The organism is Pseudomonas sp. TH39(2020) (assembly GCF_016650715.1).
Taxonomy (GTDB): domain Bacteria; phylum Pseudomonadota; class Gammaproteobacteria; order Pseudomonadales; family Pseudomonadaceae; genus Aquipseudomonas; species Aquipseudomonas mandelii_C.
This window is the reverse complement of record NZ_JAEKFF010000005.1, coordinates 299,697-312,261: the sequence shown is the minus strand read 5'-3', so window position 1 is coordinate 312,261 and position 12,565 is coordinate 299,697. Positions and strand designations below refer to the sequence as shown.

Here is a 12,565-nt window from a genome sequence, read left to right as displayed (position 1 = left end):
CGCTTCTGGCTGGTTGAATCCACAGCCAAAAGCAGTCACTCAGCTTCTACAAAACTAGAGGTGATTCAATGTTACAGTCCACCGCCCCCCCCCCGAAAAAAACAACCAGGAAGAGGCAGCAATGCGTATCATCGGATGGATACTGACAATACTTGGCTGCGTATGGGCCTTCTCGGGAATCATGAGAGTTATAGCCGCAGCTATGGGAGCGATGCCCGGCCCCGGTAAGCATTTCGCAATGGGATTAGTCACCCTCGTGTTAGCTGCATTCGCTATCTGGGGAGGAGGTAAGCTGAGAGCCAAGGCTGCTCATGCAAAGTCGTTAAAACAAAGTGATTGACTTGCAGATGTCTAGCCGCGACAGGCAGCGGTGATCTCTCTCTGACCGCAATGGGTCGATCGCAGCCCTTCGCGGCAGACAGCAATCGGCCAATTCGTGCCAGTCGATTCCGACTGCTTTAGGTCCAAGATGAGTGATAGTACGTGCAACACTTTTCAGTCCGCGTTGCTACTTAAAGTCTGCCAAGTCTGTTACTTAACAGATCTTAAATTTAGGTGGCAACGCAATTCTCGGCCTAAACTTGACTGGAAAAACAGCCCAAAACATTGTCGCGCTTTGTTTGGTCGAAAGCTGCATCTCGCGAAAGGATACAATCGGATCTATATGCAATCGCTCGTTATTTACCTATGGTTTCTCAGCACGGCACTTGTCTTGAACACCGGTTTGTCAGTCGCCGCCTCAAACGATTGTGGTGACGCATAGATGACTCAATGCCGTCAGCGGACATAGTCGCTAGGTTTACGCTCGAAAAAATTCATTGGAGCGAATTTACGGCTGAAAGACCATCTTTATCCACTAGTCGTAATCAACCTTTTCGAGCGGTGGAGATATATCAAGCCGGGTATTTTGAGGTGTCCGGTGAAACGTTTCTACACGGCCGCACATATTAATTTTCATAGAGTCTGGGCCGGTAAACTCACCGCGTTTTAGCTGGTCTTGAAATGCCATTTTCTGAAAGTAGGTATCTACATCTGGGCCGTTTTTGACAATACGATGGTCTACGTCGACAGCTATCGCGCCAGTGAACGGGGTCGTTTGGACTTGGACGAAGTAAGTAGAAAAACCAAGATTCCTCCCTTTTTCATCTCGGCTATGCAAGACAAGAAGTCCATGCTGAGAGTACGGAAGATCGCCGGGGTTGAGTTTGAGCATAATGGTATCGCGGGTATCGGCGCCCATTTTCTTGCAGACTACTTCAGCCTGCCACTTCCCCACTCCTCGACTCGATAACCCGTTACTATCGGGCGTTTGGGCTGCGCACGCTGTGATAAAAATCGCGGTGACTATTGTAATGATGGATTTGAGCATTTTTTGCTCTCCTTAGCTTCATTGTATAATGAATGCAGCTGATCGAGTGGGGTTAGCCTCCCGAAGGTTTCGTAGGGAGAGGCATCTTTCGCACTGTAAAGATGACATTCCAGGGAAGAAGTACGGATTTTTCAATCGTCAGCTTCGAACCTACGCCCCTAAGATGAGACGCCGCTTAGCGGTGCTACTGACCAATGATATCAAAAGGACACCACAAGAAGACAGGGTTTCTCTTTTGTTACGTTCATCGCTTAAGACCAACCGATTAAGGCCAAATTATGCGATTTCGAAACTCGACGTTGGGGTGAGCCTCACGCTCAAGACGGTGACTAGATTGAATCTGATTGAGATAGCAGTTGATGAAGATTTTCGATAGATTCGCGTGATGGTATGCCGGAAGCCCGGTTGCAGCAGGATCATCCGCAAACCCTTACCCTGATCGATACAAGTTGTAGACAGTGGCACCCTTAGGTTTGCCACCGTCCAAACCTGCGAGCCGTGGATATATTGTAAACATCCCTCTAGGAGGCAGGGTAATCGTAACGTTTAGCTCTAGTTATTTAGATGCTCAGGAATGTTGAGATGTTTGGATATTCTTGAAACTGTGTCAAAAGCATATTTTTGTCCAAGCATCTGGAGTATTACGATTGTTTGGGATGATGCCGCATTAGCATAATTATTCACTAGGTATGAGCTAGGATGGACTAGTTTCGAAAATAGTTTGTAGTAATTTTTATGCTCCTCGCCCAAGCCCAAACTTTCCGCCATCTTGGCTGCTGTAATTGGCTGTTTTGTTAGTTGCAATCCGTGCTTAGCTCTGACCTCTTCAAGCCTATCAATTTCAGTTTGGAGAATCCGCTTAGGGCCAAGTAAGTCGGAGGTTGTGTGAATGCCTAGTATGCCTTCTAGTACTTGAATATTGTCAGTTATAGCCTCTGAGATCCATTTATTAAGATTTTCCTCACTTTGCAAGACTGTGCGGGAGATCAGGTTTATTTCATACAGATTACGAACAGCTAACGCCAAAATGGAAATGTGGTTGCCAATGGATGTGTGAAAAACGTTTACACACTGGGATGTAGAGGATAAAAGGTTTAGCAGCGCTGCGCTTTCATTAGTTCTGATGCAGTTGGAGTCCACCCAATCCATAATTAAAATAATTTTATCCTGGAGGGTTTCGAGTGCTTGTCTTAGGTCATCCTCGTTACCCGAAGAAGTATAATCTTTTATTGGAGTGTCGTTATTCATTTGGTATCTTATAAGTATGAATTATTAAGCTTAGATTGTAGCATGGCGATTTGCCACAACTGAATACCTTTGGGCTTTTTAAGCTATTCAAACTTCGGTTTTTTGGACGTTCTTCGCCGGCTGTCACTACGACGCGTACTGGTCAAGTCAAATGCAAATGGTTGACCAGCCTCAAGGACTGTTGCCAGCACGCCGCTGCCTTGCTATCAAGCCATCGCTATCAACTTTTGACCAACCCACTCCGGGGCCTGCTTAAAAACGGTGTTTCCGGCAGCAAAAGCTTCTGCAAGGTTGTATGAATTGCCGTTGGTTTTGTAGATTCAAATGACTGGCAACTTTGAGATTTCTGACTTCGCGACAGTCAGAAAACGGCCCAGAGTGTGTAAAAACGCTCATGGCCTCATCGTCTTGGAACATCGACGTTCGTGGCTGAACGATCGCAAGGCAAATGCTGCGAGTCGCATCAGTCGCGGCCTGGAACACGTCAATGCTGTTTTTACAGCCTCTTGGATGGCCCAAAATCGGCCTTTTTTAGGCCGACAGCGCCTTCATCAAACCGTGAGCACCGATGATTTTCATGACCCGTTTCATGTTGTAGGCGAGCACATTTAAACTCATCTCTGCACCCACCCCGGCCAGCTTCCGAGTCAGGAAGTGCGTCGCACCCATCCATTGTTTGAGCGTCCCGAAGGGATGCTCAACCGTCCGTTTTCGGACTCGCATCATCTCCGGTGCTTTGCTCAGCCGGGCCTGCATTTCCTCCAGTACAGCTTCATGTTCCCAGCGTCGAATTCGTCGTTCCGTGCTCGGGGTGCACTGCGATTTCAACGCGCAGCCCCGGCATTTCGAACTCCAGTAACGATGCAACTTGAGGCCTTTTTCAACGTAGGAATAGTGCCAGATCAGCGCCTCTCCAGCCGGGCAAATGTATTCGTTTTTTGTCGCGTCATAGATGAAGGCATCGTTATTGAAACGCCCGTCAGCCTTGGCTCCAGAGGTCATCGGTTTGGGCACATAGGCGGTGATGCCGGCATCGTGACAAGCCAGGATTTGTTCGCTTTTGAAATAACCTCGGTCCGCCACTACCGACAACGTATCTGACGCCATCGCCTCGCGGGCCTGCTTGGCCATCGAGCTGAGTTGATCGCGGTCGGAACCGACGTTGGTCACCTCATGCGCAACGATCAAATGGTGCTGCGTATCGACCGCTGTCTGCACGTTGTAGCCAACGATTCCCGTGCCGCGCGTCATCATGGAGCGGCTGTCTGGATCGGTCAGTGAGACCTGTTTATCCGGCGATTTATTGAGCTGGATTTCGATTGCCTGAAGCTCTTTCATTTGAGTTTTGAGCTTGGCGATTTTCTCTTCCAGCCGCACGACACCAGGCTCGGAAGCTGTTGGTTCTTGCCGATCAGCAGCATCTAGTGCCGTCAGGTAACGGTTGATGCTCGATTCAATTTCTTCCATTCGCCGCTTCAGTTTGGCGCTGGTGAAATTGCGGTCGCGATTGTTGACGGCCTTGAATTTGCTGCCGTCGATGGCGACCAGATGCTCTCCGAATAATCCCAGCTGCTGGCAGAGCACCACGAATTGGCGGCAGACGCCTCGAATGGCCTTGCTGTTGTCTTTTCGGAAGTTAGCGATGGTCTTGAAATCGGGCATCAAACGCCCGGTCAACCACATCAGCTCGACGTTTCGCTGGGCTTCTCGCTCCAAACGTCGGCTCGACTGGATGCGGTTGAGATAGCCGTAGATGTAGATCTTCAGCAAGATCGCGGGGTGGTAAGCAGGCCGGCCAGTATCGGCTGGAATGGCACCGTCAAAACCCAGATTGACCAGGTCGAGTTCGTCGACAAAGACATCGACTACGCGTACTGGATTGGTATCGCTGACGTAGTCGTCGAGGCTCTCGGGAAGTAAGGTGCCTTGACCTCGATGTTCACCTTGGATAAAGCGCTTCATGGGCGATCCCTGCGATGAAATTCTAAGAAATCATAGCAAGTGTTCGCGAAGGCGTTTTTACACACTCTGGGCCGATTTCTGCCCGTCGAGAAGGGCTGAAATCGACCCGAAACAGTCATTCATTGCCTCTCCCATACGGCGCCAAATCAGCCTCGGCAACTCAACTTTTCCCCTGCTTTGCAAAACGGATTGTCATGAACTGGATAGTCTCCGTCGCGAGATGTACATAACCCACGTTCGAACATTCATATATTTCAGTCCAAAGGGCCGTAGCCCCGACAAGAAAATTCAGACTGGAGATACGAGACGGCCAAACTGTTGATCAATAGCGCTGATAGTTGGAACCAAACCCGGAATGGTTTTGCTCGACGTAGAGTTTTGCTTTCTGAACATCCTGGCGCTCATCGCCTGCATGCGAATTCTGTTGATCAGGCTGAATGAAATGTTGCGTGACGGCACTGAATGGCGATGACGCACGGCAGCGTGAAGACAGATGCTGCCACTGGCTCCCATGGCGATCCTGCGCTCTTGCACAACCTGCATTTCCTAGCTGCATACACTTCACTGCTCTTTGAAGAAGGGCTATGTGAAACTCTTCGGACTAATTACAAGACCGTTGCAGTTGTGGAGTTTAGTATGAGTTCGTTCGTTGATGATTTTGATGCCGTGGTTGCCTCGCGCAGGGCTGTGCGGGCTTTTTTTCCGACGCCCGTTTCGAGGAAGTTGATCAATGAAGTCATCGACGTTGCTCGTTTAGCCCCCAGTAATTCCAACACCCAGCCGTGGTCCGTGCATGTGGTGACCGGCGAACCCAAGCGCGCCCTGAGCACCTTGCTGGCCAGCGCTCACGCCGACCCCTTCGCTGAACCGTTGCAGCATCTACCAGACGATCTGGCGCAGAAATACCGCGACCGCCAGGAAAATTTCGGCGCCCTGTTCTACGGCCTGCATCAGATCGACAAGCGCGACAACGATGGCCGGGCGCGCGTGAGTGGATTGAATTTCGAATTCTTCGGCGCACCGGTCGGGCTGATCTTCACTATCGATGCGAACCTGAAGAAATACAGCTGGCTCGACTACGGCCTGTTCCTGCAAACCCTGATGCTGGCGGCGCGCTCACGAGGGCTGTCAACCTGCCCACAGGTGTCATTCGCTCGATTCCAGGCCTTGATCAAAGACTTTCTCCACCTGGACCATGCCCAGGAAATCGTCTGCGGCATGTCGTTGGGTTATGCCGACGAAACGGCACCGGTGAACGCCCTGCGCATGCCGCGGGAGTCGTCCCACGCCTTCACCCATTTCCTGGGCTTCGATCAGTAGTCCATTTTTCGGGACGCCGCGCTCTATCGACTGACCGGCGTCCCCCACACGGCAGCACGAGGTGTACATCAAGATGGCAGTACGAGTTCTGGCCATATCTGGCAGCGCCCGCAAGGGTTCGTTGAATCAAAAACTTTTGAATGTCGCGGTGCAGGGCGCGTTGGCTGCGGGCGCTGAAGTGACAGTGGTTTCGTTGAGCGACTATCCGCTGCCGTTTTTCGACAGCGAGCTAGAGAGCGAGCAGGGCGTACCGGCCCATGCCCTGAACCTGCAGAAACTGTTCAGTGAGCACGATGCGTTGCTGGTGGCCTCGCCGGATTACAACGGCGGCTACACGGCATTGTTGAAAAACACCATCGACTGGATGAGCCGGCCTACCCCTGAAAAAGTCTCCGGCCTGGCCCTGTTCGCCAACAAGGCTGCAGCGGTAATCTCGGCATCGCCCGGCCCCATGGGCGGCATTCGTTCGATGTTGGCCATGCGCGGTGTTCTGGAAAAGCTCGGTGCCGTGCTGATCCCTCAAACCTTCACACTGGGGGTCGCACACCAGGCCTTTGGCGAGAATGACCAACTGAGCAATCCGCAGGTGGACAGTGAAGTGAAGGCTATCGGCGCGGCTCTTGTGAGGTTCTCCGGCGCGCTGCGCGCAGCCTGACCTTACACTGAGCAGGGACGTTGCCACGAACGGACTTGCTCAGTTCTGCAAACTGGATATTTCATCCGCCGCCGCACTGATCTGGCCATGCAGCCAGCGTTGCGCCGGATCGTTGTCATTGCTGCTGTGCCAGATCATGTCCAGCTGCTGTCGGGCAACCGGGTAGGGCAACGGCTTGATCATGAACCCCAGGGTTCTGGCGAATGTCCGGGCAAGGGGACGCGGTACGATCGCCAACAATTCGCTGCCTTCGAGCAGCATCGGCAACGCCAGAAAATGTGGCAGCACAATTTGCCTTCTCACCGACAAGCCCGTCTCGGTCAATGCATGCTCCAGCGCATTGCGATCATACATTTGCGCCTGCCGCGCCAAGCCTCTCTCCAGAATGTAGCCGCTGAGCATCCCTTCGCCTTCGCCGCCCAGGGACACCACGGCCAGCGGATACCTGGCTAGATCCTCGAGCTGCAGCGTCTTGTCTCCGATCGGGTGACCGCCACTACAGATGAACACCTCGTCCTGGGACAGTACGGGCCGGGTGCGAAAGCGCTCCGGGGCGCTGCGAAATGTACCGATGGCCACATCGATTCGGCCCAGGTCGATCTGCTCGGCCAGGTCCAGCCGAGTCGCCGGTGTGATCGACAGGTCGATGCCCGGGGCCGCTGTCGATAACTGGCGGTTGAGTTGCGGCAGCAAGGTGGCCGACACGTAGTCGTTGGCGGCAATCACAAAAGACCGGCTCACGGTTTCCGGCATGAACGAAGACGCGGCCTGGGTCAGGGTCTTGCTCATGCTGTGCAGCGCCGCGCGCAACGGGCCGCTGATCTCTATCGCATAGCTGGTGGGGGTCATGCCTTTGCCGGTGCGGACAAAAATCTCCTGGGCTAGGCCCTCGCGCAAACGGGACAGCGCATGACTGACTGCGGACTGACTCAGGTGCAGGCGTTGGCTGGCACGCAGCACGCTGCGCTCTTCCATGACGGCATCGAAGACTCTAATCAGATTCAGATCCAGCTTATCGAAAGTAATCATGGCGGGGCATTCCGGGTGGCGCGATCCAGCTAATAATTTGAGGCCATAAATCAAGCATTTGCAAGCGAGTATCGAGTGTTGGCAGTGCTGAATACTGTGCATTGAGACACTGCAAAAAGTTCGCTTTTTGCCCGCAGACAACTATGGGAGAGTGTAAAAAAACCTTAAAACAGTGAGCGTTTGATGATGAAAAAGCGTGATGAGTTGATCAATCTTTGTATTGAGTTTCTTGCCAAGGTCAAAGACAAAACCGCGAGTAATAATCTTGAACAATGGCTCAACGATACTTATGGGCCGGACAGCGAAACCTATCAGCGAATTGCCGACCTGGTGATTGAAGGCGTGGCGCAGGGGTGGGCGGCCAACGCTGAAATCACCGGCCCGAATTATCGTCGCAGTCGTCTGTGTGAACCTTGCGCGGAAACGTTCTACTTCAGCATCACCACGGTCTACATGGACAGCAAGGGGTATGAGCTGGATAACGACCAGCGTACGTTCCGCGGTGATTACCACTGCCACCCTTATGGTGAGTTGAACATGGTGATCCCGCTGGATGAGGGCGCTGTATTGGCCGGGCCTCGGGGCTGGCAGGGTGCCGGCTGGACAGCGCCGTCGCCGGGCAGTCATCACTTTCCGGAGGTAAAAGGCGGCGCGTTGATCGCCTTCTTCTTCCTGCCCGCCGGGCGTATTTCCTATGACTTCTCGGCCAAGGCCAGTTGAATGGAGGTGGTGTATCGGTTTTCGCAGCCGCAACTGAAGTGGAATTCATACGGCCATTGGCGTTCGTCGATGGCCGCGACTCACCGGGACTGGTTGTTTGACCGCCGTTCACTGACGCGTCGCCTCAGGACGCTGTCCGACGATGAATTCGAGGTGATTCCCCTGCGTGAAGTGGCGGGGCCGATCCTGCCGGAAGAATGCCGGATCCTGGGGTTGCAACCCGGGGTCATGGGCTGGATTCGCGAAGTCTACCTGGCCGGTTTCGGTCGGCCGTGGGTGTATGCAAGGTCGGTGATCAATCATCGTGATGTGGATGACACTGATTCAGCGTTACTTCAACTAGGCAATGCGCCACTGGGCAGTTTGTTATTTGGCGAAAAGCCTTTTAAGCGCAGCGAAATAGAAGTGTGTCGTTATCGCGATGCCTATAATGCCAGCAGTCGATCGGCTTATCCGTTATGGGCCAGGCGTTCAGTGTTCAGTCGTGGACAAACTCGCGTTCTGGTTCATGAAATGTTCTTGCCAGCACTTTGGGAGGAGTTGAGTTAAAACAGCACCAGCAGCCACACCAGCAAAGCTGAAAAGCCAATTTTAATAAAAACAAATAGGTATCCAGATGAGCGCTTATCAATATGCGCGCAGGGTTTCCCTGCGCGCCACGTTTGTAGTTTTCACATCCGCGTCAAGTCTTTACTGCGGTTGTGCCAATGCGGTTGATGCTTCCCCAGGCGCCTATATACCGATCCCCACCGGCAGCAATCTCGCCATGCTGTATCTGGGTGGCGGCAAGGCCGATGAATTCCAGCCGGTGCATGGCAAGGCCATCAGCAAAGGCACCGAACTCAAGACCAGAACCGGGCTCGTGCGGCTGTTCCATATGTTCGAGCTGGCCGAGCATCGGGTGCAACTTCAGTTCGGGCTGCCTTTTGGCAGCCAGGATCTGAAATTCAACGGCGCGACAATCGGCCATGAAAGCGGCATCTCCGATGCATACGTGGCGGTGACGGGTTGGTTGATCGACGACCCCGCGCTCAAGCGCTACTTCTCGGTGACCGGGTACATGGCGATTCCCATCGGGTCCTACGAAAACAACCATTCGTTGAACATGGGCAACAATCGCTACGCTCATGCGCTCTCGCTTGGGTATGCAGAAAGCTGGGGGGCGTGGCGGCTGGAGCTCAATCAGGATGTGACCTGGTATGGCGATAACGATGAATACGGTCCGGCCAAACGTACGCTCAAGCAGGACCCCACTTACAACTTTCAGCCGTGGCTGAGCTACACCTTCGACAACAAGGTCACGACCTCGCTGGGGATCGCACGTACCTGGGGTGGTGAATCGAGTATCGAAGGCACCGAGACCGGCCGCCGCACGGACTATCTGCGGGCGCGCGCCGGTGTCGGGTATTGGGTTAGGAAGAATGTGCAGCTCTATACGGAGCTGAGCCGCGACATTGAGGTCGAGGGCGGCTACAAGTTCGACTACACCGGGTTCGTGCGGGTGGCTGTGCTTTTCTAGCGCATGGCGTAAGTTCGGGGATCGATCCGTTTTTCAGTTTTGCGTCGGGTGACAGGGTTTCGGTTTTTATCGGGATCCTGCCCCGGCGTTTTTTTTGCGCGTCGTGCAGGGGCGCAGGTTCGTTCTGTCTGTGGGCGCGAAGCTTGCTCGCGACAACGGCGGCACATTCGAGCTTGCCAGCGATGACGGCGGCACATCCAACGTGGATGCTGACAGACCTGATGCTATCGCGGTGTGTAAATGCTTTGTCCGGAAACGCCAATACCCGCCGAGTGAGTACTCGGCGGGTATTGGCAGGTCAGGCGATAGGGACGGGCCTGTCAGGCATTCAGGTCGTGCAGCTGCACCGCAGCGGGCGCTCTGGCCGTGCGCTGGGTGACGGCCGCGACGGCCAGCAGGGCGATCATGCCCGGTACGGCGCAGAGGATGAAGTTCAGTTGCAGGGACAGGTTCAAGCTCAGCATCAGGCCGCCCAGGGCCGGTCCGGCGATGCCGCCCATGCGTCCGATGGCGGAGCACCAGCTGATGCCGGTGGCGCGAATGTCGGAGGGGTATTGCTGCGCGGCGAACGCGTGGATCACCGACAGGCTGCCAATGGTGGCCGCGCCGGCGAGCAACAGCATGATGTTCAACAACACCGGTCCGGGCTTGATTCCCAGAATGATTAGCGACACAACCGCCAGCGCCAGGCACATCATCAGTGTCGGCTTGGTGCCCCAGCGATCCGCCAGCCAGCCGCCGCCCAGGGCGCCGGCGATGGAGCCCAGGTTCATGGTGATCAGGAACATCAGGCCGGACACCAGCGGATATCCACCCGCGACCATGATCTTCGGTAGCCAGGTATTGAGGCCGTAGACCATCAGCAAACACATGCCGAAGCCGACCCACAGCATCAAGGTGCGAAGGGCGCGGCCTTCTGTAAACAGACCGGAAACAGGCGCGGAAATCCGCTGGGTATCGAGTGACGGCCAACGCAGTTTGCTAACATCGAGCCCGGGCTGAATCCGGCGCAACAGGACGGTCGCGGCGACCTTGTCACGCACCACCAGATAAGGCAGGGATTCCGGCAGGAAACGGTACATCCACGGCAGCGTCAACAGCGGCAGTCCGGCGATGATGAAGGTCGACTCCCAGCCAAAACGCGACAGCACCAACAGCGCCACCAACGCCGATAGCAGTGCGCCCAGCGAGTAGCAGCCTAGCATCACCGTGGTCATGATGTTGCGCCGGGCCTTGGGCGCCATGTCGTTGATCAGCGCGACGATATTGGGAATGGTGCCGCCCAGGCCGATCCCGGTGATGAAGCGCAACACCGCAAAGCTCAAGGCATCCCAGGCAAAGGCGTTGGCAAAGGCTGTCAGGCTGCCCAGGGCAATGGCCACCAGAATCACCCGACGGCGGCCGAAACGGTCGGCCAGTGGCCCCAGGGTCAAGGCGCCGAACATCATCCCGAACAGCGCAGCGCTGCCCATCCAGCCGGCCTGAACGGCGGGCAACTGCCACTGCTCCATCAGGTGAGGCACCACTGAACCGTAGATAACCAGGTCATATCCGTCGAACAACATGATGAAGGAACACCAGAACAGCAATCCGAAGTGGAAGCGGTTCATCGGCGCGGTTTCAGCGACTTCTAGTGCGTCGTGAGTAGCCATAGGAAAATCTCTTGTTGTTGTATGAATCGCAACTGCGCTTAAGCCAGGCCCGCAGCACCCTTTATCGAGGGGAGGGACCGGGTTGACCCAGTCTAAAAATTATCTATTCATGCAACAAATCAATATTTGGTGATGGCAATATAGAGGTTGTTTATAGAGATTCGGAGTGAGCGATGAGCGCCTTTGATTTGAATCTGATCCCCATGTTCGTGGCCTTGCACGAGACCGCCAGCGTCACCGCGACCGCCGAACGACTGCACGTCACGCAGCCATCGATCAGTTACGCACTGGGCAAATTGCGCGAGCAGTTCGATGATCCGCTGTTCATTCGTAACCGCAACGGCATGCAGCCGACGCGGTTGGCCAACGCGCTGTACGCGAGTTTCAAGGAGGTGGCGCAGAACGTTGATTCAGCGATCGCCCAGGCACGCAAATTCGATCCCGCCGGTTCGACCCGCAATTTTCGCCTGGCGTTGTCGGATATGGGCGAAGTGGATTTTCTGCCCAGGGTTCTGGAGCACTTCAACCAGGTGGCGCCGCACATCGAACTGGAGGTGATATCGCTGAACATTGAGCTGGCGACGCAGTGGCTCAACGAGGGGCATGTCGATGCGCTGATTTGCAGTCGGGTACTGGCCGGGGCGGGTATCACGCACCATCCCGTGCTGCTGGAGCATTACGTGTGCCTGTTGGCCGCCGATCATCCAAGGGTGGGGGATTCGCTCAGCATGGAGCAATTCGTCGCCGAGCCCCACGTTTTGGTCAACAGCACCTCGGGGCACAACATGGTCGCTGAAGTCTTGAAGACGCTGAACATCAAACGCCGCGTGCGCCTGCGCCTGCCACATTTTTCGGTGTTGCCGAGCATCCTTCCCGGCACTCAGCTACTGACGGTCCTGCCGTCGCATATCGCCAAAAGCTTTTGCCGCCATCCGGTGAGCGGTCCCTTGAAAGTGCTGGAACTGCCGTTCAAGGTACCCGCGTTCTACGTGAACCTTCACTGGCATGCACGAAGCGATCAATCCACCGCTTTGAAATGGTTTTACAGCGAACTCATGTCGGCCTTGAAAGATATGAAGGCGTGATCGGGC

General features: G+C 54.6%; 11 protein-coding genes and 1 pseudogene. 6 read left to right on the top strand and 6 right to left on the bottom strand.

Features of this window, described 5'->3' with window-relative positions; translation table 11 throughout:
- Nucleotides 1-856 precede the first annotated feature (856 nt).
- From JFU47_RS06415 to JFU47_RS06405, 4 genes and pseudogenes are all read right to left on the bottom strand, one after another.
- Nucleotides 857-1,369, bottom strand: a complete 513-nt coding sequence (locus JFU47_RS06415) for a hypothetical protein (protein ID WP_201181919.1) — start codon at nucleotides 1,367-1,369, stop codon at nucleotides 857-859.
- Nucleotides 1,370-1,661: 292 nt separating this feature from the next.
- Nucleotides 1,662-1,784 (bottom strand): annotated as a pseudogene (locus JFU47_RS33515) (hypothetical protein); the annotation flags it as partial.
- A 137-nt stretch (nucleotides 1,785-1,921) separates the two neighbouring features.
- Nucleotides 1,922-2,617 (bottom strand): DUF5677 domain-containing protein, encoded by a 696-nt coding sequence (locus tag JFU47_RS06410; protein ID WP_201181917.1) that lies wholly within the window; start codon nucleotides 2,615-2,617, stop codon nucleotides 1,922-1,924.
- A 531-nt stretch (nucleotides 2,618-3,148) separates the two neighbouring features.
- A complete protein-coding gene (locus tag JFU47_RS06405) occupies nucleotides 3,149-4,579 on the bottom strand; it encodes an IS1182 family transposase (protein WP_201181915.1) in 1,431 nt (476 codons plus the stop codon).
- 636 nt (nucleotides 4,580-5,215) lie between these two features.
- On the opposite strand from JFU47_RS06405, the gene JFU47_RS06400 reads away from it, so the two are divergent.
- Nucleotides 5,216-5,899 carry a nitroreductase gene (locus tag JFU47_RS06400; RefSeq protein ID WP_201181913.1) on the top strand — a complete coding sequence of 228 codons (684 nt, stop codon included), beginning with the start codon at nucleotides 5,216-5,218 and terminating at the stop codon, nucleotides 5,897-5,899.
- A gap of 73 nt (nucleotides 5,900-5,972) precedes the next feature.
- Nucleotides 5,973-6,554: an NADPH-dependent FMN reductase gene (locus JFU47_RS06395; RefSeq protein WP_123367136.1), complete on the top strand. Its 582-nt coding sequence runs from the start codon at nucleotides 5,973-5,975 to the stop codon at nucleotides 6,552-6,554.
- A gap of 39 nt (nucleotides 6,555-6,593) precedes the next feature.
- Here the strand turns inward: JFU47_RS06395 and JFU47_RS06390 are convergent, their stop codons facing one another.
- Complete coding sequence (locus tag JFU47_RS06390; protein ID WP_201181911.1) at nucleotides 6,594-7,583, bottom strand: LysR substrate-binding domain-containing protein; 990 nt, start codon at nucleotides 7,581-7,583, stop codon at nucleotides 6,594-6,596.
- A gap of 183 nt (nucleotides 7,584-7,766) precedes the next feature.
- Here JFU47_RS06390 and JFU47_RS06385 point away from each other — a divergent pair, with 183 nt between their 5' ends.
- The 3 genes from JFU47_RS06385 (at nucleotide 7,767) to JFU47_RS06375 (ending at nucleotide 9,822) form a co-directional block, all read left to right on the top strand.
- A complete protein-coding gene (locus JFU47_RS06385; protein WP_242485084.1) occupies nucleotides 7,767-8,303 on the top strand; it encodes a 4-hydroxylaminobenzoate lyase in 537 nt (178 codons plus the stop codon).
- Nucleotides 8,304-8,372: 69 nt separating this feature from the next.
- Nucleotides 8,373-8,852: a chorismate--pyruvate lyase family protein gene (locus JFU47_RS06380; RefSeq protein ID WP_242485083.1), complete on the top strand. Its 480-nt coding sequence runs from the start codon at nucleotides 8,373-8,375 to the stop codon at nucleotides 8,850-8,852.
- A 67-nt stretch (nucleotides 8,853-8,919) separates the two neighbouring features.
- Nucleotides 8,920-9,822 carry a transporter gene (locus JFU47_RS06375; protein ID WP_201181908.1) on the top strand — a complete coding sequence of 301 codons (903 nt, stop codon included), beginning with the start codon at nucleotides 8,920-8,922 and terminating at the stop codon, nucleotides 9,820-9,822.
- Nucleotides 9,823-10,142: 320 nt separating this feature from the next.
- Here JFU47_RS06375 and JFU47_RS06370 read toward each other — a convergent pair whose 3' ends face one another.
- Complete coding sequence (locus JFU47_RS06370) at nucleotides 10,143-11,474, bottom strand: MFS transporter (RefSeq protein WP_201181906.1); 1,332 nt, start codon at nucleotides 11,472-11,474, stop codon at nucleotides 10,143-10,145.
- Nucleotides 11,475-11,647: 173 nt separating this feature from the next.
- Between JFU47_RS06370 and JFU47_RS06365 the strand changes: the two genes are divergently transcribed.
- Nucleotides 11,648-12,559 (top strand): LysR family transcriptional regulator, encoded by a 912-nt coding sequence (locus tag JFU47_RS06365; protein WP_201181904.1) that lies wholly within the window; start codon nucleotides 11,648-11,650, stop codon nucleotides 12,557-12,559.
- The last annotated feature ends 6 nt before the right edge of the window (nucleotides 12,560-12,565 follow it).

Coding starts and splice junctions, on each gene's coding strand:
- JFU47_RS06385 (WP_242485084.1), top strand. CDS start 7,767: ATGATGAAAAAGCGTGATGAGTTGATCAATCTTTGTATTGAGTTTCTT.
- JFU47_RS06400 (WP_201181913.1), top strand. CDS start 5,216: ATGAGTTCGTTCGTTGATGATTTTGATGCCGTGGTTGCCTCGCGCAGG.
- JFU47_RS06370 (WP_201181906.1), bottom strand. CDS start 11,474: ATGGCTACTCACGACGCACTAGAAGTCGCTGAAACCGCGCCGATGAAC.
- JFU47_RS06390 (WP_201181911.1), bottom strand. CDS start 7,583: ATGATTACTTTCGATAAGCTGGATCTGAATCTGATTAGAGTCTTCGAT.
- JFU47_RS06365 (WP_201181904.1), top strand. CDS start 11,648: ATGAGCGCCTTTGATTTGAATCTGATCCCCATGTTCGTGGCCTTGCAC.
- JFU47_RS06375 (WP_201181908.1), top strand. CDS start 8,920: ATGAGCGCTTATCAATATGCGCGCAGGGTTTCCCTGCGCGCCACGTTT.
- JFU47_RS06405 (WP_201181915.1), bottom strand. CDS start 4,579: ATGAAGCGCTTTATCCAAGGTGAACATCGAGGTCAAGGCACCTTACTT.
- JFU47_RS06395 (WP_123367136.1), top strand. CDS start 5,973: ATGGCAGTACGAGTTCTGGCCATATCTGGCAGCGCCCGCAAGGGTTCG.
- JFU47_RS06380 (WP_242485083.1), top strand. CDS start 8,373: ATGGCCGCGACTCACCGGGACTGGTTGTTTGACCGCCGTTCACTGACG.
- JFU47_RS06415 (WP_201181919.1), bottom strand. CDS start 1,369: ATGCTCAAATCCATCATTACAATAGTCACCGCGATTTTTATCACAGCG.
- JFU47_RS06410 (WP_201181917.1), bottom strand. CDS start 2,617: ATGAATAACGACACTCCAATAAAAGATTATACTTCTTCGGGTAACGAG.